This window comes from Streptomyces sp. NPDC047853, assembly GCF_043204535.1.
GTDB lineage: Bacteria > Actinomycetota > Actinomycetes > Streptomycetales > Streptomycetaceae > Streptomyces.
In genome coordinates this window covers 39,305-58,931 of record NZ_JBIDCI010000015.1, presented here as the reverse complement: position 1 = coordinate 58,931, position 19,627 = coordinate 39,305, and the positions used below count along the sequence as shown (strand labels likewise).

The window sequence follows — 19,627 nt, the reverse complement described above, 5'->3', positions numbered from 1 at the left end:
GCCATGGCCGTCACCGCAACCGAACCCGCTGCCCGTCCCTCGACGAAGGCTCCCACGCCCCGGTCGGGCGCGGCAGCGGTGACGGCCGGGCTCGTCCTGCTGGTCGCCGCCCTGGCCGTCGTCGACATCGCCCAGGGCACCGCCGCCGTCGGCCCGTCCGACGTGTTCAAGGCCCTGACCGGGCAGGCCGACCCCGACGACGCGTCCGTCGTCATCGCCTCCCGGCTGCCCCGGATGACCGCCGGCCTCCTGGTCGGCGCCGCGCTCGGGATGGCCGGGGCGGTGCTCCAGGCGGTCAGCCGCAACGTGCTGGCCTCCCCCGACACCCTGGCCGTGAACGCCGGTTCCTACCTGGCGCTCGGGCTCGCCGGCGCCACCGGCGTCTCGCTGCCGATGATCGCCTCCTCCGGCGTCGCCTTCCTCGGCGGACTGCTCGCGGCGGCCGTCGTGCTCGGGCTCTCCGGCCTCGGCACGGGCACCGTCCGGCTGGTCCTCGCCGGCACGGCGCTGATGCTGGGCCTGAACTCCATGACGGAGGGCCTGCTCCTGCTCTTCCCCGAGCAGACCGAGGGCCTCTACCAGTGGAACCAGGGCAGCATCGCCCAGAACGGCTTCGACGGCGTCCTCCAGATGCTGCCCATCGCCCTCGTCGGACTGGTCGGCCTGATGCTGACGGCCCGTCGGGTGGACGCCCTGGCCCTCGGCGACGACGCGGCGCGGGGGCTGGGCGTCCCGGTCCGCGCCACCCGGGTCACCGTCGTGGTCCTGGCGGCGCTGCTGTCGGCGGCCGCGGTCACGCTCGCCGGGCCCATCGGCTTCGTCGGCCTGTGCGCGCCCGCCCTGATCCGTCCGCTCTCCCGGCACTTCCGCGGCTTCGCCCGCTCCCGCGTCGCGATGCCGGCGGCGGCGCTGACCGGCATGGCCCTGGTCCTCGGCTCCGACGTGCTGCTGCGGTCGCTGATCAAGGACGACCTGTCGGTGGCGGTGCCCACCGGCGTGGTCACCAGCCTGGTCGGCGCCGTCTTCCTGGTCGCGATGGCACTGCGGCTGCGGGACACCGCCGGGTCCGGCGCCCCGGACCGGCTGCGCATCCCGAGCCGGACCGTCTTCCTGGCCACCGTGGCCGCCCTGACGGCCGTCCTGGTCGGCCTGGTGATCGCCGCCGTGCTGGTCGGCGACAGCAAGCTGCTTCTCGGGGACGTCGTCAACTGGGCGCAGGGCAACGCCGGACGGACCGTGTCCTTCGTGCTGGACACCCGGGTTCCCCGGGTGCTGGCCGCGCTCTGTGCCGGTGCGGCGCTCGCCCTGGCCGGCACGCTGGTCCAGGCGGTGACCCGCAATCCGCTGGCCGAACCGAGCGTCCTCGGTGTCACCGGCGGCGGCGCGCTGGGCGCCGTGATCCTGGTGACCACCGCGCCGGTCGCCGGGACCTGGGGGGTGGCCGGCGCCGCGTTCGCGGGGTCCGGCCTCACCGCGGCCCTGGTCTTCGGGCTCGCCGCCCGCGGCGGGTTCCAGCAGAACCGGCTGGTCCTGGTCGGCATCGGCGTCGCCGCCGCGACCACGGCGCTCATCAGTCTGCTCATCGTGCTCACCGACCCGTTCAACGCCACCAAGGCGCTGACCTGGCTGTCGGGTTCGACGTACGGGCGCACGATGCCGGACATCGCGCTGGTGGCCGGCGCGCTGGCGATCGGCATCGTGGTGGCCGTCGCGCGGCGCACCGAGCTGGACCTGGTCTCGCTGGACGAGGACACCCCACGGCTGCTGGGCCTGCGGCTGGCCCCGGGACGCCTCGGCTTCCTGGTGCTCAGCGTCGTGCTCACCTCGACGGCCGTGGCCTGCGCGGGCACCATCGCGTTCGTCGGGCTCGTGGCCCCGCACGCGGCACGTGCCCTCGTGGGCCGCCGGCACGTACGGGTCGTGCCGGTCGCGATCCTGCTCGGCGCCTCGCTGGTGTGCGCGGCCGACCTGATCGGCCGCACCGTGATCGCCCCGGCCCAGCTGGGAGCGGGCCTCATGACCGCGATCATCGGCACGCCGTACTTCCTCTACCTCCTGGTGCGCAGCCGCCGGTAGCCGGCGAGCAGTCCCGAGGACGCCGGTGGCGGGGAGGCGCTCGGTGCTCCCCGGCACCCGGCGTGGTGCCGGGTGGCGGGGAGCACCGGACGGCGCCGTCCGGTCGACGGTCGCGGCCGGTGCGACGCCGTGGTGGACGCCGTCCGCGTCCCGGAGGGTCCGGCCGCGGGCGCCCGGCTCCCTCACCGGTCGCCCGATCGACGCCTCGCACGACCCGATCCTCCTCGGCAGCCACCCCGCCGGCCGCGGGTCCTCGGTCACCGTTGTTAGACGACGCGTCAAGTTACTCAACCGTAATGAGCATGGTGCTACCCACGGTAACTCCTGGCCGGGTACGGTCCCGTCACCCCACAGGAGCAGCGCGACCACGGCCCTCTCTCCCCCGGACCGCGGACGACCGGTTCCGGCCCTTCCCCAGGAGGTTCGCCATGCCCCCACGCCCCCGCACGCTCGCCGCGGCGGTCACCGTCGCACTCGCCCTCGGCGCCCAGGCCGTCCCGGCCGCAGCGGCCGGCGGAGCGGCCGCCGGTACCACGGAGGTGTCCCGCGGTGTCGAGATCCCCGCCTTCTACACCCCGCCGTCCACGCTGCCGGGCGCCGACGGCGCGCTGATCCGCAGCGAGCCGCTGCGCCTGGCGCTCAGCCTGCCCAGCCTGGGCGGCCCGCTCCCCGGGCGGGCCACCCGGATGATGTACAAGTCCACCGACGCCAACGGCGAACCGGTCGCCGTGACCGGCGCCTACATCGAGCCGACCGCGAAGTGGCGCGGCGAGGGGCCCCGGCCCCTGGTCGCCGTCGCGCCCGGCACCATGGGTCAGGGCGACCAGTGCGCCGCCTCCATGGCCCTGGAACACCCGCTGCTGCTCAACGGCGAGACGGTCTCGGTGGGCTACGAGGACCTGTCGGTCTACCGGCTGCTGCTGCGCGGTGTCGCCGTCGTCGTCACCGACTACGTCGGCCTCGGCACCACCGACCGGCTGCACACCTACGTCAACCGCGTGGACGGAGCGCACGCCGTGCTCGACGCGGTGCGCGCCGCGCGCTCCCTGGACTCGGCGTCGGTCACCCCCGACTCCCGCGTCGGCCTGTTCGGGTACAGCCAGGGCGGCGGGGCGACGGCCGCGGCGGCCGAACTCCAGCCGTCCTACGCACCCGACGTCCCGCTGGCGGGCACCTACGCCGGCGCTCCGCCCGCCGACCTGACGAAGGTCACCGAGGCGATCGACGGCGGCGACCTGGCGGGCGCCCTCGGGTGGTCGCTCAACGGCTTCCTGCAGACCGAGCCCGCCCTGCGGCCCATCGCCGAGCGGTACGTGAACGCCGCGGGCGAGGCCGCGCTGAAGGACCTGTCGACCATGTGCGTCGGCGACGCGCTCTTCGCGTACGGGGGCGACAGCAGCACGGCATGGACGAAGACCGGGCAGTCGCTGGGTGACATCATCCGGGCCGAGCCGACCCTCCAGGCATTCCTGGCCGAACAGCGGATCGGCACGCTCAAGCCGGCCGGGCCCGTGCGCGTGGCCACCGGCGTCAGCGACGACCTGGTCCCCCACCGGCAGTCCCGCCAACTGGCCGTCGACTGGTGCGGCGCGGGCGCGAAGGTCACCTACGACCCGGTCGTGCTGCCGGGCGTCGGCAGCGGTCTGCTCAACCACTTCGCCCCGCTCCTCGCCGACCAGGGCAAGGCCATCTCCTGGCTCACCGACCGGCTCTCCGGTGAGCCGGCGGGCTCCAACTGCTGGAGCATGCCCGTACAGCCCTGAGCCCTACCCGCGCGCGTACGGAGCCCCGGCGGACGTCCGCCGGGGCTCCCGCATGGGACGGGCGCGCACCCGGGCAGCAGCTCCGGCATGCGCCGAACGATCATCGCGGCACAGAATTCGCTCAGGCGAATCATGGTGAGGCGAGAGAGAGGCGGCGGCGTGGAGGACGCGAAGCCTGACGGCGGGTCCGCTCCCCCGGGGCGGGCGAGGGTTCCGAGCACGGTCGCGAACATGCCGCGGCAGGTGCGCGAGGAGCTGACCCGTCGGCTCCGTCGCAACAGGCGGGCCTTCCGCGAGGAGGACGTCCAGGTCGTCGAGGGGCCCCTCCTCAAGCGCGCGGTCGGCGCCTCGGCGCTCGGCAACTGCATGGAGTGGTTCGACTTCGGCGTCTACAGCTACCTGGCCGCCACCATCGGCAAGGTGTTCTTCCCGGACGCCTCCCCGACCGCCCAGGTCGTCTCGTCCTTCGCGACCTTCGCCGCCGCCTTCGTCGTGCGCCCGCTCGGAGGCCTCGTCTTCGGCCCGCTCGGCGACCGTCTCGGCCGGCAGAAGGTGCTCGCCACGACCATGATCCTGATGGCGATCGGCACCTTCTCCATCGGCCTCATCCCGAGCTACGCGAGCATCGGCATCGCCGCCCCGATCCTGCTGCTGCTCGCCCGCATGCTCCAGGGCTTCTCCACCGGCGGCGAGTACGGCGGCGCCACCACCTTCGTCGCCGAGTACTCACCCGATCGGCGGCGCGGCTTCCTCTCCAGCTGGCTCGACTTCGGCACCTTCGTCGGTTACGCGCTCGGCTCGGCGCTGGTCACCGTGCTGAACCTGCTGCTGACCGACGGCCAGATGCTCGACTGGGGCTGGCGCGTCCCGTTCCTGATCGCCGGTCCGCTGGGCCTCATCGGCCTGTACATGCGGCTCAGGCTGGAGGAGTCCCCCGCCTTCCAGCAGCAGCTCGACGAGCACGAGAAGAGCCTCGCCCAGGAGTCGGCGGGCAGCGAGTTCAGGACCATCATCAGGGACCACTGGCGCCCGCTGCTGATCTGCATGGGCCTGGTGCTGCTCTACAACGTCACCAACTACATGGTCACGGGCTACCTGCCCACGTACCAGACGGAGACGCTGGGCCGCTCCAGCGGTTTCGCCGACGTGCTGGTGCTGATCGGCATGGTGTGGATCGTGCTGCTGATCACCTTCCTCGGCCGGCTCAGCGACCACGTCGGCCGCCGCCCGCTGTACGCGGTGGGAGCCGTCGCGATGATCGTCCTCGCCGTACCGGCCTTCCTGCTGCTCAGGGCGGACGGCACCTGGACGCCGGTCGCCGGTGTCCTGCTGCTGTCCACCCTGCTGGCCTGCTTCGCCGCGCCGAGCGCCGCGACCCTTCCCGCCCTGTTCCCGACGGCCGTGCGCTACGCGGCCATGGGCATCGGCTTCAACTTCGCCGTCGCGGCCTTCGGCGGTACCACGCCGCTGCTCACCGAGGCGCTGGTCAGCGTCACCGGCAACGACCTGGTGCCCGCCTTCTACCTGATGGTGGCCGGTGTCATCGGCCTGGTGACCGTGCGCTTCCTGCCCGAGAGCGCCCAGGTGCCGCTCAACGGCTCGCAGCCCATGGTCGGCTCCCGGCAGGAGCGGCGGGAACTCATCACCACCTCGAAGGACCTCTACAGCCTCTCCAAGGAGCGCTCCGAGGTCCGCTGACGCTTCGCCGGGGCACCGCCCCGGCGGGCGAGGCGGAGAGACACGCCCGAGCCCAGGGCGACACCGGCGCAGACCAGGGCGCTGCCCACGGCCTGCGGGGCACCGTAGGAGCCCGTGCCGACCAGCGGCGCGGTGCAGGCGGCGGCGACCGGGATCAGGCCGGAGTACAGCGTGGCCCGTTCCGCGCCGATCCGCTGCATGCCCATGTACCAGCAGACGAACCCGACGACGGTGACCACCACCGCCTGCCACAGCAGCGCCCCGGTCTCGGTGGTGTCCGGCCGTCGCAGCCACCCGGCGCCGTCGGCCGCCACGCCGGCCACCGCCGACTCGGCCGCCGCGACGCCACACACCACCGTGGACAGCAACCGGGGGCCGAGCGGCCGCAGTACGGGCACCGCGAGGACGGCGAAACCGACCTCCCCGACCAGGGCGCACACGGAGAAGGCGATGCCCGCGCCGTCGGTGCGTCCCCAGCCCTGGACCGTGAAGGCCCCGAGGGCCACGAGCGACGCCCCGTACAGCACGACGCGCCTCGGCCGGCGCCCGTCCAGCAGCGGGACGAGGACCGCGACGACCACGGGGGCGCAGCCCACGAAGACGCCGGGGACCGCCGGCTCCGCGCTGCGTTCCGCCGCGAGCACGGCCAGGTTGAAACCGACCATGCCGACGGCCGCGAGCAGTGCGAGGCGCAGCCACCGGCCGGCGCCCAGGGCACGCAGCCGGGCCGCCGCACCCCGGCCGGCGAACGGGACCAGCAGCAGGAAGGCCAGGCCGTAACGCAGGAACTGGCCCCCCGCGTACGGATAGTCGCCGAGCAGGCTGTTGGCGGTGAAGGAGCCTCCGACGAGGACGCAGGCGAGCGCGGCGAGCAGGGCTCCGCGCGTGGTGGTGGCGTTCATGACGACGACGCTAGGGAGCGCGACGACCCCGCACGGGGTCCACTTCCGGGGCGGCTTCGGGGACCAATCGAGGCCGCCGGCCCTCACACGGTCATCACCGATCCTCCTTCACGTGCATGTCGCGGGTATTCGGGGTATTCGGAACGTCCCGGTGCCAACACATCGGCAAACCAAGGGATTTGACGGTTATGAACAGACATGGGAAGGGGCTGTCAGTGCGCGGCATCAAGGTAGCGACCGCTGTGGCGACCGCGAGCGTCTCCGTCGCCTTACTGGCCGGCTGCGGCGGCGATTCCGGTGGCGAGGGCAAGCCGTTCGACGGGCAGAGCGCCGACGACATCGCCGCGAAGGCCGTCGAGGCCACCCGGCAGGCGAAGTCCATGCACGTGAAGGGCGACACCCGTCTGGGGGACGGCAGCACCGTCACCATCGACGTCTCGGTCGACCAGGAGAAGAACTGCCAGGGCACCATCGGCGCCGCGGACACCCGCGCGGACGTGCGGCACACCGAGGCGACCCTCTTCCTGCGCGGGGACGAGCAGTACTGGCAGAACGCCCTGAAGCAGCAGCCCGAGGCGGCACGGAAGATGGCCCCCCGGCTCCAGGGCAAGTGGGTGAAGATGCCGGCGAACGACGCCGCGGCCGCCGGTGTCTGCGACAAGCGGGGCTTCGTCGCCGCCATGGACGAGGACAAGTCGGAGCGCCAGGGCATGAAGCGCGGCGACACGACGGAGGTGAACGGCGAGGAGGCGCTGAAGCTGACGAAGGAGAAGAGCTCCGGCGAGACGCTCGCGCTGTACGTCGCCACCGAGGGCGAGCCCTACATCCTCAGGACCGAGACCGAGGGCGGCGAGAACCCGGGCAGCGTCACCTTCAGCGACTACGGCAAGCCGGTGAGCCCCGAGCAGCCGCCGGCCGACCAGACCGTCGACATGAAGGAAGTGGCCGGCGGGCAACGGGCCTGATCCCGCTACTCCCCCGCCTCCTCCGTCCCGCCCGTCCGGTCCGAGGCCGGCCACACGTAGGGCAGGTCGTCCGGGACGCCGGGGAACAGCTCGGCGTACACCTCGGGTTCCTTCCGCACCAGCGCCGAGCGGTGGCTGCGGTGGAAGGCCTCGTCCCCGAGCCAGGGCGGCAGCTCCCCGGCGCGCGCCAGCTCCGGCTGGTCCCGCACCGGCTCACCCGGACGGCACACGGCGAGACCGGCGACGAGTGAGGCAGCGCAGCTGTCCTGGTGGCCCTGCTCCCGCCAGACCCGGCAGACCTCCAGGCCGTAGCGCACCAGTGCCTCCTCGTAGCCCGTCCACATCCGCACCGCCGGATGCCGGCGCCAGCCGTAGCCGGGCACGGTCAGGCCGCGCAGCACCTGGAGCGCCTCGACCCGCTGCTTGCCCAGCCTGCGGCGGTCCAGGGCCAGCGCGGACTCCGCGAAGTCCGGGTGCGGGAGGAAGGTCTGCATGCTGCTCCTGTCCGGTCAGCCGGGGAACCGGCCCTGGTCCCGCAGCTGCCTGCGGCGCTCGGCGTAGGCGAGGTCGTCGCGCCACAGGCGGCCGGCGGCGGCGCGCATCAGCGGGCGCAGGGCCGGTGCCAGGCGGCGGGCCACCGGGAAACCGGGCCGGTCGGAGGTGGCCAGGACCGCCTCGACGACCGCGGTGCGCGGCCGGCCGTGCTCGTCCGGGCCGAGCGGCGTGGCGTGACTCTCCACGACGGACCCGGTGCCCTCGCCCTCGGTGATGTGCATGACGACGGTGCGGGGCTCGGGGGCGGTGAACTCGGCCCGGACGGGCACCACCAGACGTCCGGCGAGCCGGAAGGACACGTCCACGGCGAAGCGGTCGTCGTCCTCGCCGTCACCGGGCGCCCCGACGACGGTGAGGTCCACGAAGGAGTACGGGTGGAACCAGGCGCCGTGCCAGGGGTCGAGCCGGTTGGCGACGACGTCCTCGGGTTCGCAGATACCGACCCCCCGCCAGACGGAGGTCAGGGACGTCGCCCGCGCGGGCCTCACCGGCAGGACGGGCGCCGGTGTCGGGGGCTCCTGGCCCACCGCGTCCAGCCGCACCCACACCAGGACTCCGTCGTCGTGCACCGGGAAGGGCTCCCAGCCGGCGAACGCGGTGCCCTCCAGGGCGAGTCCGTGCCAGTGGCAGACGAGCGTGCCGCACCGCACCGGGCTGTCGGCCAGCGGGGCCCCGAGGTGGGGGCAGGCGCCGGGTCCGCCCACCAGACGCCCCGTGGCGTCCCGCCAGACCACGACCTCGACGCCCGCGACCGTGCCGGACAGCGGGCGGGTGGGCCGTACGTCGGTGCTCGCGCCCAGGACGTACCAGTTGCCCGAGGGGCGGGCCAGGGCGCGCCCCAGCGCCCCCGCGATGAGGGCGGGGCGCGCCTCGCGCCAGGTCGGCCGCTGGTGCTGCCAGGGCACGGGGCGGCGGCGCAGCCGCAGGGGGTAGCGGCCCCGGCGGGGGGCGGGGTCCTGCCTCATCCGGCCTCCTTCGCGGAGCAGGCGTCGTTCCTGCACGTCACCGGCGATCTCCGGCGGTCGGCGGCGCCCCGCGCCCCCAGCCGGGCGGCCAGCACCCGGGCGAGCCCGTCGGCGGCGACGACCGCGCGCCTGCGACGCGGCACCACCGCACGCCGGTGCAGTACCGCGTACCCGTCCCGCGCGATCGAGTCCAGGATGTTGCGGTAGAGCACGTAGGCGGTACGGATGCAGGGCCGTGCCACCGGGTCCAGCATGTCCAGGCCGGGGGCTGCCTCGCGGTAGACGCCGCGGGTGAGGTCCTCGGCGGCCCGCAGCGCGGCGGTGATGCGCCGGTCGTGGCGCCCCGTCCGTCTGCTCCACAGCAGCAGGTCCCGCTCGACGCCGTGTGCCGCCAGCAGGTCCGCCGGGAGGTAGACGCGCCCCCGGTCGAGGTCCTCGCCCACGTCCCGCAGGAAGTTGGTCAGCTGGAAGGCGAGGCCCAGTGCGGCGGCGTGCGGGGCGGCCCGGGCGCGGGGGGTGACGGTGCCGAGCACGGGCAGCATCTGCAGGCCGATGACGGCGGCGGAGCCGTGCATGTAGGCGCGCAGGTCGTCGTAGGTGGGGTAGTCGGTCACCGTGAGGTCGCTGCGCATGGAGGCCATGAAGTCGGTGAAGTGCGCCGGGTCGATGCCGTACCGGGCGGCGGTGTCGGTCAGGGCGACCACCACGGGCTCGTCCGCCGGGCGGATGCCGGTGAGCGCCTGCCGGAGTTGCCCTTCGAGCCGTCCGAGGGTGGCCGCGCGCTCGGCGGTCGTCGCCTCGGCGCCCATGTCGTCGACGATGTCGTCGGCCCACCGCGCGAACCCGTACAGCGCGTGCACGGCCGGTCTGCGATCGGCGGGCAGCAGACGGGTCGCCAGGAAGTAGGTGCGTCCGTGCCGGGCGTTGAGCAGCCGGCAGCGGGTGTACGCGGCGCGCAGGGCGGGGTCGGTGATGCCCGCGGCGTCCAGTTCGCGCCGGGTCACCGGGGGCCGCCCTTCGACGTCGTACGGCGTGCCGGCGTGCCGGTGATGCGGGCGGCGGCCAGCTTCCCGGAGATCAGCACGGTCGGCACCCCGACGCCCGGGGTGGTCCCGCAGCCCGCGAGGACCGCGTTCTCGGTGCCGCGCACCAGGTTGCGGGGGCGGAAGGGGCCCGTCTGCGCGAAGGTGTGGGCCACCGAGAAGGGCGTGCCGGCGGCATGCCCCTGGGCGGTCCAGTCGGCCGGTGTCACCAGGCATTCCTCCTCGATGGCGGCGGCGATGCCGGTCAGACCCCGGCGTTCGAGGGTGGTGAGCAGGCGGTCGCGGTAGCGGGGCGCGAGGTCGTCCCAGGCCCGGGCGTCCGGGCCGATGTCGGTGTTGGGGCACGGTGCGAGGACGTAGTGGAGGTGGCGGCCCTCGGGGGCCAGGGAGGCGTCGCCCGCCGTGGGGCGGGTGATGAGCAGGGAGGGGTCGGTCATCAGGGTGCCGGTCCGGGTGAGTTCGTCGAAGGTCCGTCGCCACGCGGCGCCGAAGGAGAGCGTGTGGTGCGCAAGGTGCGGCCAGGTGCGGGTGGTGCCGGCGTGCAGGACGACTGCGGAGGGGGCGTGCCGCAGCCCGACCGGGCGGCGCGGACGGCGCCCCAGCAGCCGGTGGACGACGGGGAGGTCGGGGGTGAGGACGACGGCGTCGCACGGGATGCGCGCGTCGGCGGTGACGACCGCGGTGACACGGTCGCCGGAGCGTTCCAGACGGGTGACGTCCTGTCCGAGGCGCAGGTCGGCCCCGGCGTCGACGGCCGCGGCGGCCATGGCGCGGGGCAGGGCGTGCATGCCGCCGCGCGGGAAGTACACGCCGGCCACGGTGTCCATGTAGGCGATGACGGCGTAGGCGGCGAGCGCCCGGGCCGGTGCGACCCCGGCGTACAGGGCCTGGAAGGAGAAGACCCGTTTCAGGCGCTCGTCCGACAGGAAGTGTCCGATGCGCGCGTCCAGCCGGCCGAAGCCGCCGAGCGCGGCGAGCCGGGCCAGGTCGGGGGTGAGCAGGCCGAAGGGCGAGTCGAAGTTGGCGTCGATGAACCGGCGCATCTGCACGGTGTAGAGCTCCCGCAGCCAGGTGCGCAGCCGCCGGTACCCGGCGGCCTCGCGTGCGCCGGCGAAGCGTTCGACCTCGGCCTCCATGGCGGCCGCCTCGGTGTGCACGTCCAGCGTCCCGCCGTCGGCGAAGCACGCCCGGTAGGCGGGGTGCAGGGGCATCAGTTCCACCCGGTCGGCCAACCGGTCGCCGACGGCGGCGAACGCCTCGTCGGCCAGATGGGGCATCGTCAGGACGGTCGGGCCCGTGTCGAACAGGTATCCGCCCCGCTCGCGCCGCCCGGCACGGCCGCCCGGCAGCGGGTCGCGCTCCACCACCGTCACCCGTCGCCCGGAGCCCAGCAGGTGCAGCGCGGCCGACAGCCCCGCGAGCCCGGCTCCGACGACCACGACGTGGTCGGTGCGTCCGGGAACCGTCCGGGTCATCGCGAGCCCCTTCCGGCGGACGGCCGCTCACGCGGCTGTCGACCGCCGTCGTCTGCGGTGCTGGGGCGCATCCCGGGTCCTCTCGTCGTCGGCCGCGGCGTGAGCCGTGCCGGGCACGGTGGCTGCTGCGGCTACTTCGGCCGGGCGGCGCTCGATGGATGCACCGTCCGGCGGCGGCCACGGGCCGCTGGGGTGACTCGGCGTCATGCTTTCCCCCGCCGCCTCGGGAGCGACGCCGCCCGGGCCCGTTCCCGCCCGGCAGTCACCCGCCCGGCGGACACGCGTCCCGTCCCGGAAGGCGCGGCAGCCGTGCCCCGCGGGCACGCCGGTGGGTACGGGGGTGGGTACGGCGGCAGGGCGGCGCCCCGGCGCGTGCACGGCTCTACGCCCCCGCCCCCTCCGCGTGGTCGGCCAGCCCGCCCGCGCCGAGCGGGCCGGTGGGGTCCATGGCACCCTCCGCCTCCAGCCGGGGCAGCTCGTGCCGGGACAGACGCAGGACCATCGGCGGCAGGGTCGTACGCCCCACCTGCGCCAGGCGCAGCCAGCCGGGCACGTACACGGCCGTGCGGCGGCGCTCCACGGCGCGCACCAGCCGGGCGGCGACGTGCTCCGCCGGGAAGGTGCGGCGGGCCGGAGCCGGCATGTGCGCCCGCAGCTCGCGCAGGACCGTGTACCGGTCGGCGTCACGGATCATGTCGGTGTCGATCCAGTTGAGGTAGGCGATGCCCACGGCGATCCCGTGGTGGGCCACCTCGGCGCGCAGTGAGTGGGTGAAGGCCTCCACACCCGCCTTCGACGCGCAGTAGGCGCTCATCATGGGGGCGGCGCCGAGCGAGGCGAGCGACGCGATCTGGAGGTGGTACCCCGCGGTGCGGCGCAGGTCCGGCAGGAAGGCCCGGGCCGTGTGGGCGCTGCCGGTCAGGTTCACGTCGACGACGCGGCTCCACTCGGCGGGGTCCGACGTGCCGAAGGGTCCGCCCTCGGCGATGCCGGCGTTCGCCACCACCACCGACGGCGTGCCCAGGCGTGCGCGGACCTCGTGAGCGGCGGCGTCGAGCGCGACGGGGTCGGTGACGTCGACCTCGACGGCGACGGCCGGCGTCGGCAGTTGGACCGCCAGGTCGTCCAGCCGCGGCTTCTCGTGGCCGAGCAGCGCGATCCGGGCGCCCCGGTCGGCGCACGCGCGGGCCAGGGCGGCGCCCAGTCCGCGCGCGGCGCCGGTCACCACGACGATGCGGTGGTGCAGCGGGCTGTCTGTCACCGGGCCGACCCTTCCTCGGGGAACACGGGTGTCGCGGGCGGGCGTCTCACCGCTTGTCGCCGATGCGGTTGCGACGGGTGAGGGCACGCTGCGCGCGGGCGAGGCCCGCGAAGCGGTGCTGGCGCAGGGCGGCGCGCGCGGCGTTGGCGCCGGGCGCCCCGTGCACCCCGCCTCCCGGGTGCGCGCCCGCCGAGGCCAGGAAGAGGCCGGTCACCGGTGTCTCCGGCCGTCCGGTGCCGGGCACGGGCCGGAAGACGAGCTGCTGGTGCATGGCGGTGGTGCCGCCGTTGATGGCACCACCCTCCAGGTTGGCGTTCATGGCCTGGAGCGTCGGCGGGGCCAGGATGCGGCGGGCCCGGATCAGGCCCCGGAAGCCGGGCGCGAAGCGTTCCACCTGGCGCTCGACGCGGTCGGCCATGAGTTCCTGCTCCTTGGCGTCCCAGCTGCCGGTGATGCCCTCGTCGCCCGCGTCGGCCCGGATGTCGTGGGGGACGTGGGTGTAGGCCCACGCGGACTCCGTGCCGCTCGGGGAGCGGGACGGGTCCGTGGTGGTCATCTGCCCGAACAGCGAGAACGGACGGTCGGGGACCTGTCGCATGGCGATCTGGGCGGCGAAGCGGGTCAGCTCGTCGAGGCCGTCGGCCAGGTGCACGGTCCCGGCCCGCGCCGCGTCCTCGCACCGCCAGGGCACCGGGCCGTCCAGGGCCCAGTCCACCTTGAAGGTGGCGAAGTCCCACTCGAAGCGCCGCAGGTCGGCGAGGACCTGGTCGGGCAGGTGCTCCGGGGCGACGAGCTCGCCGTAGAGCGCGGGCACGGACACGTCGGCGAGGACGGCGCGCCGGGCGGTGACCGTCTCCCCGCCGACTGTGCGGACGCCCGCCACGCGCCGGTCCCGGACCAGGACCCGCTCGACGCGCTGCCCGCACCGCAGGGTGCCGCCGCGGGCCCGCAGCCGGTGCACCAGCGCGGCGGTGAGGGCCCCCGAGCCGCCGACCGGCACGGGGAAGCCGTAGGTCTGGCCGAGCATCGACATCAACCAGCCGAAACCGCCGCTGCCGGCGGCCTCGGGCGCGAGGTCGGCGTGCAGGGCGTTGCCCGCCAGGATCAGTTTTCCGCCCTCGCCGCGGAACTCCTCCTCGCCCAAGCGCCGCACCGGCAGCACCAGGGTGCGCGCCAGCCGCAGCCCGCCCCCGCCGCGCAGCCGCAGCGCCAGCCGGGCACCGGCCCGGACCGGCGGGAAGGGGGTGAACAGGGCGTCCAGGATGTCGGCCCGGTAACGGTCCCAGACCTCGTGCAGCCGGTCCCAGGCGGCGCCGTCCCCGGGCGCGAAGGCGTCCAGGGAGGCGGCGGTGGTGGCGACGTCGCGGTCCAGGACGGCGCAGGTGCCGTCGGTCAGGGGGTGGGCGAGCACATGGGGGGCGTGCCCCCAGCGCAGTCCGTGGTCCTGGAGGCGCAGCCCGGCGAGGACCGGGGAGGCGGCGGCGAGCGGGTAGAAGGAACTGAACAGGTCGTTGACGAACCCGGGGGCGACCTCGCTGTCGTGGCGCACCGCCCCGCCGGGTTCGGGCTGCTCCTCCAGGACCTCGACGCTCCAGCCGGCGTCCACGAGCAGGTTCGCCGCCACCAGGCCGTTGGGTCCGGAGCCGATCACGACCGCGTCAGGCATGACCGGCTCCCGGCTCGAACTTCACGGAGCCGGGCGAGTCCGCCGGGTCCGGCCGGCGCTGCTCCCCCGCCTCGGCCTCGCACAGCTTCGCGAGCCGGGCGAGCATCGCCCGGTGCCGCACCTGGATCAGCGCCTCCACCCCCACGTTGTGCAGCAGGCCGCCGGGGCCGCGCAGCGGGTGCTCGTCGACGATGACGAGACACTGCTCGCCCCAGGGACGCAGTTCGATGGCGATGCGTGCCGTGCCGAGCACGCCCGCCTTGGCCTCGATCTCCAGCACGGAGCCCGGCTCGCAGCGCCGGACGACCGACTCGTTCTGCAGCCGCACCGGCCCGAGCCGGACCTCGTACTCGATCGTCGCGCCGACTTCCGGCCACCGTCCGGACTTGGGGGTGACGTCCGAGGTGCCCACCACCCAGTCCGCGTACTCGTTGCCGTCCGCGAGAACGTCCCACACCGCCTGCGGGCTCGCCTGGACCAACCGATGCCGCACCGCCACGCGTGCCTCCCACGCCCAGTAGCCGTCACTGCGAGGACGCAGCACTGAGTGCCCCGTACGTCACCGGCCAACCGGGCGACTTCCCGGACGCGCCCGGCCGCGGAAGCCCCGGCGCGGCTCGGACCGCCGGGGAGGCGAGCGGGGACGGTTGCCCGTGCCTCCTGCTGCCTACTGCCTGCTGCCTGCTGCCTGCTGCCTGCTGCCTGCTGCCTGCTGCCGAACGGTACGGACACCGCACGGAAAGGCCCTGCATTGGCATGGACCTGTCGGTGTGGTCCGGCTACGCTCGGAACAACCCGATGAGAGCGCTCTCAGAACGCGGTTGTTCCACCCCCACCTAGCTGGAACGACGAAGGGCAACTCCTGTGAGACGCAGCAGACTCAGGCACCTCGGCCTGGCCGGCCTCCTTCTGTTCGGCAGCCTCACCGCGGTCGGCACCCTGCCGGCCTCGGCGGCCGACTCCCCCACCGGCGCCGCGAAGGCCCCGGCAGCCTCCACCGGCCTCCTCGACGCCATGGAGCGGGACTTCGGACTCACCCGGGCCGAGGCCGAGGACCGGCTGGCGGCCGAACGCCGCGCCACCGCCCTCGAACCCACCGCACGCCGGACCGCCGGGGGCGCCTTCGGCGGATCCTGGTTCGACGCGGCGACAGGGCGGCTGACCGTCGCCCTCACCTCGGACGCGCCCGCCGCCACGGTCCGGGCGGTGGGTGCCACCGGCGCGCAGGTCCGTACCGTCGAGCACAGCGCACGGCAGCTCGACGCGGCCATGGCACGCATCGACCGCCTGGACGCGCCCGCCGGCGTCAGCAGCTGGCGCGTCGACCCGTCCGCCAACACGGTGGTCGTCGACGTGGTCGGCGGCGAGCGTTCCGACAACGATGTCCGGCGGTTCGTGGACCGGGCACGCGAGGCCGGGCCCGTCACGGTGCGGTCGGTGCCGTCGGCTCCCCGGACCTTCGCGGCGGGCACCGTCGGCGGCGACCCGTACTACACCGGCAACGTCCGGTGCTCCATCGGCTTCTCGGTGCACGGCGGGTTCGTCACCGCCGGGCACTGCGGCGGCACGGGAGCCGGGGTCAGCGGCTGGGACCGCTCGTACATCGGCACCTTCCAGGGCTCGTCGTTCCCGGAGAACGACTACGCCTGGGTGAGCGTCGGCAGCGGCTGGTGGACGGTGCCGGTCGTGCTCGGCTGGGGAACGGTGCCGGACCAGCTCGTGCGCGGTTCGAACGAGGCACCCGTCGGAGCCTCGATCTGCCGCTCCGGCTCGACCACCCGCTGGCACTGCGGCACGGTGCTGGCCAAGAACGAGACCGTCAACTACAGCCAGGGCGCGGTGCGCCAGATGACCAAGACCAGTGTCTGCGCCGAGGGCGGGGACTCGGGCGGCTCGTTCCTCAGCGGTGACCAGGCGCAGGGCGTCACCTCGGGCGGCTGGGGGAACTGCTCCAGCGGCGGGGAGACCTGGTTCCAGCCGGTCAACGAGATCCTGAACCGCTACGGGCTGACCTTGCACACGGCCTGATCCGGACGTCGGGGAAGGCTCCGCCGAACCTCCGGCGGGGCCCTCCTCGCCGGACCCCGACCGCCCGCCGGGCCCGGGTCGGAGGCGGCCGGGCACGGGTCAGAGGTCGAGCGGACCCACGCCCGGCTCCGTCGTCTCGGGGCCGGACGCCGTGGTCAGCCGACGGTAGGCGGCCCGTGCGTGGACCAGGCGGGCCAACGCCGTGCCGACGAGGGCCGCGCCGAGCAGACAGGCCAGCCAGAGCGCGTCCCGCCGGCCCGTCCAGGTCAGCGTGCCGGCGGGCGGGACGGCGAAGCCGTTCAGGGAGAGCCAGCACAGCAGGGCCGTTCCGGGGGCCGCCGTGAACCGCGCCCAGATGCCCAGCAGCGCCGCCAGCAGCGAGAGCACGGCCAGCGCGAGTCCGGGACGGCCCACCCCCACGGTGCCGTTGAGGAGCGTGACGAGGACGAGGGCGCCGCTGAACGCGCACGCCCACACCAGGGGAGCCCCGACCGGGCGGGGGACGGGTCTCACGCCGTGGCTCAGCGGCACCCACTCGATCATCCTGACGGCTCCCTCCGGTCCCGGACGGCTCCGACCACGGCGTCGGACACCGGTCCTGCGGAAGGATTGTCCCATCGGGGTGCCGAGCGCCGTACCGGCCGGGGTGACAACCGGTCACGGCGGGCCGGCGCCACGACCGTGCGGGGCGCGCCGGCCGGACGCCGTTCCGTGGCCCCGCGGAGACCCGGCCCCGGGGGGCGCTCCACGGCCTGGCAAGGGACGGGGGCGCTCCCTCCAGGAGCGCGGTACCGGCCCCGCACCGCGACGTGTCTCCCTGTCCCGGACCCCTACCGTTCGGCCTCGGCAGGCTGCGCGGAGGAGGCCCCGGCGGAGGCCGACGCGGGCGTAGTGGAGCCGCCCTTCCCCGCGTCGTCGTCGCCGTCGCCGTCGCCGTCGTTGGAGCGGCTTCCCGGCACCGCGGCCGACCCCTTGGCACCGGGCAGCAGCCTCCCGGCGGCCCGCAGGGCACCGGCGAGCAGGTGCGCCCGGCCCGCGAAGACGGGGCCGAGGACGGCGAGGACGAGGACGTACCCGGCGATGAACGGGGCGAGCCGTCCGTCCAGCCCCGCCCCCGCGGCCATGGCGGCCAGGATCAGCGCGAACTCCCCGCGCGCGACCAGGGTCGTCGCGATCTCGGCGGCGGGTTCGGAACCGTAGCGGTACACCCGGGCCACGCACAGCCCGGCGACGACGTTCATGACGAGGGTCAGGGCCGCGGCCGCCGCGACCGGGCCGGCGACCGACGCGAGGTCGCCGGGGTCGATGGCGAGGCCGAACGCGAAGAAGAAGATGGCCGCGAAGGCGTCCCGGAGCGGGTGCACCAGTTCCCGGATGCGCGGTCCCGAGGGGGTGCCCGCGAGGATGAGGCCGACCATGAAGGCGCCGATGGCGTCGGCGACGCCGAGGACCTCCGAGACCCCCGCGACGAGCACCGCCGCCCCGAGGAAGCTGATGACCAGCAGTTCGTTGTCCCGGGTCGCGATCAGCCGGCCCACGAGCCGCGTGCCGTAGCGGGCCGCGGCGGCGAGCACCAGCAGGAAGCCGAAGGCCTTCCCGGCCTGCAGGGCCGTGTCCGCGAAACCGTGCGCGCCCGCGATGACCGGCTGGAGGGCGGCCAGGTACAGCGCGAGGAAGATGTCCTCCACCACGATGACGCCCAGGATCAACCGGGTCTCGGGCCGCCCGATCCGGCCCAGGTCGATGAGGATCTTGGTGACGATCGCGGAGGAGGATATGCCGAGCACGCCGGCGAGCACCAGCGCCTCCCGCACACCCCAGCCCAGGACGAATCCGAAGCCCAGACCGGCGCCGACGTTGAGCAGCAGATAGATGCCGCCGGCGGTCAGCAGCCGTTTGCCGCCGCTCTTGAGGTCGTCGAGGTGGAACTCGAGGCCGAGGTAGAAGAGCAGCAGCACCAGTCCGAGCGCGGAGAGCATCTCGAAGTCGTGCGCGTCCTCGACCAGGACGAAGCCCGGTGTGTGGGGACCGAGCAGGATGCCGGCGAGCATGAACAGCGGAATCGTCGGAAGTCCGATCCTGCCGCCGAGGCGGGCGAGGAACGCGGCGGCCAGGAAGGCGCCGCCCATGGCGAGCAGGGTGTCAGCGTGTCCCACGGGTCACCGCCTTCGACCGTGCGGAGGGTCGGGAGGGCTTCACTTGACGGGGATGGATGCGGGTTCTCCTTCATCTGTGACGCGTCGTCTGTCGTGCGGTCGGGCGCCGTCGGCCGACCGCGGGGGCGCGACACCGTTCCCGGCCCGGGCAGGGCACCGCTCCCGGCCCGCACGGGGCATCGTCGCGTCCGCGGCGTGCACGGGCGGCGCGCTCCGGAGGGCCCGGGTCCGCCCCCGGCGGTACGCCACGACGACCACCGGCCGCCTCGGTGCACGGGCGCGCACGGTGCGACCGGCCCGGACCACGCGGCAGCACCCGCGGCCAGGCGGGACGAACCTCCCCGCGACCCTCCCGGCGCCCGAAGAACCCCCGGGGCACGGCGTCGCTCCACGGTCACACGCCGGGCCACCGCTCCGCCATCGGGGACGGCACCCATAACGTCCGGTGGCCGACACCCATCACAGCGGGCCGGGGGCGCCGCCCGGCGAGCGGGAAGAGCGGTGCGGCCCGGCCGATGAGAGAGGTACGCCGCGGCCGATGCGGGGACCCCGGGGAGCGTGGTGCCCTCCTCGGCGAGGCGGTGGAAGACCAGCCACAACTCGCGGCACACCATCGGGTCGAGCCCGACGGTGGGGTCGTCCATCACCAGCAGGTCGGGCCGGTTCAGCAGCGCGACGGCCGGGGAGACCCGCGAGTACTGGCCGCCCGAGAGCCGGGAGACCGGCTGGTCGGCGTACGCGACGAGGTCCACCTCCTTCACGACCCGGACCACGGCGTCCCCGCGCCGCCAGCCGCGCATGCCGAGGGCGGCGGCGATGTACCGCAGGTTCTCCAGCACCGTCAGGTCCGTGTAGACGGAGGGTGCCTGGGTGACGTGGCCGACGCGGGTGCGCAGCGGCCAGGCACCCGCCGCGTGGCCGAGCACCTGGACGTGACCTGCGCTGGGCTCCTGGACGCCGACCACACAGCGCGGCAGGGTGGTCTTGCCGCAGCCGCTCGGGCCCAGCAGCCCCACGATGCAGCCGCGGGGGACGGTGAAACTGACGTTGCGCAGCACCGGTTGGGCTCCCCGG

At 74.6% G+C, this 19,627-nt stretch carries 15 protein-coding genes and 1 pseudogene; 5 read left to right on the top strand and 11 right to left on the bottom strand.

What is annotated here, in order from left to right; translation table 11 throughout:
* The first annotated feature begins 3 nt into the window (after positions 1-3).
* From ACGF5T_RS25975 to proP, 3 genes are all read left to right on the top strand, one after another.
* Positions 4-2,076: an iron ABC transporter permease gene (locus ACGF5T_RS25975; protein ID WP_366767406.1), complete on the top strand. Its 2,073-nt coding sequence runs from the start codon at positions 4-6 to the stop codon at positions 2,074-2,076.
* A gap of 428 nt (positions 2,077-2,504) precedes the next feature.
* Positions 2,505-3,839, top strand: coding sequence for a lipase family protein (locus ACGF5T_RS25970; RefSeq protein ID WP_366767407.1), 1,335 nt, complete (start codon positions 2,505-2,507; stop codon positions 3,837-3,839).
* Positions 3,840-4,070: 231 nt separating this feature from the next.
* Complete coding sequence (gene proP, locus ACGF5T_RS25965; protein ID WP_392889344.1) at positions 4,071-5,537, top strand: glycine betaine/L-proline transporter ProP; 1,467 nt, start codon at positions 4,071-4,073, stop codon at positions 5,535-5,537.
* On the opposite strand, the gene ACGF5T_RS25960 is transcribed toward proP, so the two are convergent.
* On the bottom strand, positions 5,501-6,439 hold the full coding sequence (locus tag ACGF5T_RS25960; RefSeq protein WP_356609567.1) for a DMT family transporter: 939 nt from the start codon (positions 6,437-6,439) through the stop codon (positions 5,501-5,503). The genes proP and ACGF5T_RS25960 overlap by 37 nt on opposite strands.
* Positions 6,440-6,681: 242 nt before the next feature.
* Between ACGF5T_RS25960 and ACGF5T_RS25955 the strand changes: the two genes are divergently transcribed.
* Positions 6,682-7,404, top strand: a complete 723-nt coding sequence (locus ACGF5T_RS25955) for a hypothetical protein (protein WP_392889342.1) — start codon at positions 6,682-6,684, stop codon at positions 7,402-7,404.
* 5 nt (positions 7,405-7,409) lie between these two features.
* Here ACGF5T_RS25955 and ACGF5T_RS25950 read toward each other — a convergent pair whose 3' ends face one another.
* From ACGF5T_RS25950 to ACGF5T_RS25920, 7 genes are all read right to left on the bottom strand, one after another.
* Positions 7,410-7,898, bottom strand: a complete 489-nt coding sequence (locus ACGF5T_RS25950) for an MSMEG_6728 family protein (protein ID WP_356609564.1) — start codon at positions 7,896-7,898, stop codon at positions 7,410-7,412.
* A 15-nt stretch (positions 7,899-7,913) separates the two neighbouring features.
* Entirely contained in the window at positions 7,914-8,924 is a 1,011-nt protein-coding gene (locus tag ACGF5T_RS25945) for a DUF5914 domain-containing protein (RefSeq protein WP_361017304.1), read from the bottom strand.
* The gene (locus tag ACGF5T_RS25940; RefSeq protein ID WP_361017306.1) at positions 8,921-9,928 is read right to left on the bottom strand and encodes a phytoene/squalene synthase family protein; all 1,008 of its coding nucleotides are present in this window, start codon (positions 9,926-9,928) and stop codon (positions 8,921-8,923) included. The genes ACGF5T_RS25945 and ACGF5T_RS25940 overlap by 4 nt, the downstream gene beginning before the upstream one ends.
* A complete protein-coding gene (gene crtI / locus ACGF5T_RS25935; protein WP_366767409.1) occupies positions 9,925-11,442 on the bottom strand; it encodes a phytoene desaturase family protein in 1,518 nt (505 codons plus the stop codon). Before crtI ends, ACGF5T_RS25940 begins: the two co-directional genes overlap by 4 nt.
* Before the next feature lie 382 nt (positions 11,443-11,824).
* Positions 11,825-12,703, bottom strand: coding sequence for an SDR family oxidoreductase (locus tag ACGF5T_RS25930; protein WP_366767410.1), 879 nt, complete (start codon positions 12,701-12,703; stop codon positions 11,825-11,827).
* A gap of 46 nt (positions 12,704-12,749) precedes the next feature.
* Positions 12,750-14,369, bottom strand: coding sequence for an NAD(P)/FAD-dependent oxidoreductase (locus tag ACGF5T_RS25925; protein WP_366767411.1), 1,620 nt, complete (start codon positions 14,367-14,369; stop codon positions 12,750-12,752).
* Positions 14,362-14,868, bottom strand: a complete 507-nt coding sequence (locus tag ACGF5T_RS25920) for an SRPBCC family protein (protein WP_356609552.1) — start codon at positions 14,866-14,868, stop codon at positions 14,362-14,364. The genes ACGF5T_RS25925 and ACGF5T_RS25920 overlap by 8 nt, the downstream gene beginning before the upstream one ends.
* Before the next feature lie 365 nt (positions 14,869-15,233).
* Between ACGF5T_RS25920 and ACGF5T_RS25915 the strand changes: the two genes are divergently transcribed.
* The gene (locus ACGF5T_RS25915) at positions 15,234-16,397 is read left to right on the top strand and encodes a S1 family peptidase (RefSeq protein ID WP_356609550.1); all 1,164 of its coding nucleotides are present in this window, start codon (positions 15,234-15,236) and stop codon (positions 16,395-16,397) included.
* Between the two features lie 99 nt (positions 16,398-16,496).
* On the opposite strand, the gene ACGF5T_RS25910 is transcribed toward ACGF5T_RS25915, so the two are convergent.
* The 3 genes and pseudogenes from ACGF5T_RS25910 to ACGF5T_RS25900 all read right to left on the bottom strand — a co-directional run.
* Positions 16,497-16,940, bottom strand: coding sequence for a hypothetical protein (locus ACGF5T_RS25910; protein WP_361017311.1), 444 nt, complete (start codon positions 16,938-16,940; stop codon positions 16,497-16,499).
* Between the two features lie 287 nt (positions 16,941-17,227).
* Complete coding sequence (locus tag ACGF5T_RS25905; protein WP_361017313.1) at positions 17,228-18,553, bottom strand: cation:proton antiporter; 1,326 nt, start codon at positions 18,551-18,553, stop codon at positions 17,228-17,230.
* Positions 18,554-19,242: 689 nt separating this feature from the next.
* Positions 19,243-19,569, bottom strand: a pseudogene (locus ACGF5T_RS25900) (ATP-binding cassette domain-containing protein); the annotation flags it as partial.
* Positions 19,570-19,627 lie beyond the last annotated feature (58 nt).

Excerpts from the sequence above, each read along its gene's own strand:
- ACGF5T_RS25975 (WP_366767406.1), top strand. The coding sequence starts at position 4 with ATGGCCGTCACCGCAACCGAACCCGCTGCCCGTCCCTCGACGAAGGCT.
- ACGF5T_RS25970 (WP_366767407.1), top strand. The coding sequence starts at position 2,505 with ATGCCCCCACGCCCCCGCACGCTCGCCGCGGCGGTCACCGTCGCACTC.
- proP (WP_392889344.1), top strand. The coding sequence starts at position 4,071 with ATGCCGCGGCAGGTGCGCGAGGAGCTGACCCGTCGGCTCCGTCGCAAC.
- ACGF5T_RS25960 (WP_356609567.1), bottom strand. The coding sequence starts at position 6,439 with ATGAACGCCACCACCACGCGCGGAGCCCTGCTCGCCGCGCTCGCCTGC.
- ACGF5T_RS25950 (WP_356609564.1), bottom strand. The coding sequence starts at position 7,898 with ATGCAGACCTTCCTCCCGCACCCGGACTTCGCGGAGTCCGCGCTGGCC.
- ACGF5T_RS25945 (WP_361017304.1), bottom strand. The coding sequence starts at position 8,924 with ATGAGGCAGGACCCCGCCCCCCGCCGGGGCCGCTACCCCCTGCGGCTG.
- crtI (WP_366767409.1), bottom strand. The coding sequence starts at position 11,442 with ATGACCCGGACGGTTCCCGGACGCACCGACCACGTCGTGGTCGTCGGA.
- ACGF5T_RS25925 (WP_366767411.1), bottom strand. The coding sequence starts at position 14,369 with ATGCCTGACGCGGTCGTGATCGGCTCCGGACCCAACGGCCTGGTGGCG.
- ACGF5T_RS25910 (WP_361017311.1), bottom strand. The coding sequence starts at position 16,940 with ATGATCGAGTGGGTGCCGCTGAGCCACGGCGTGAGACCCGTCCCCCGC.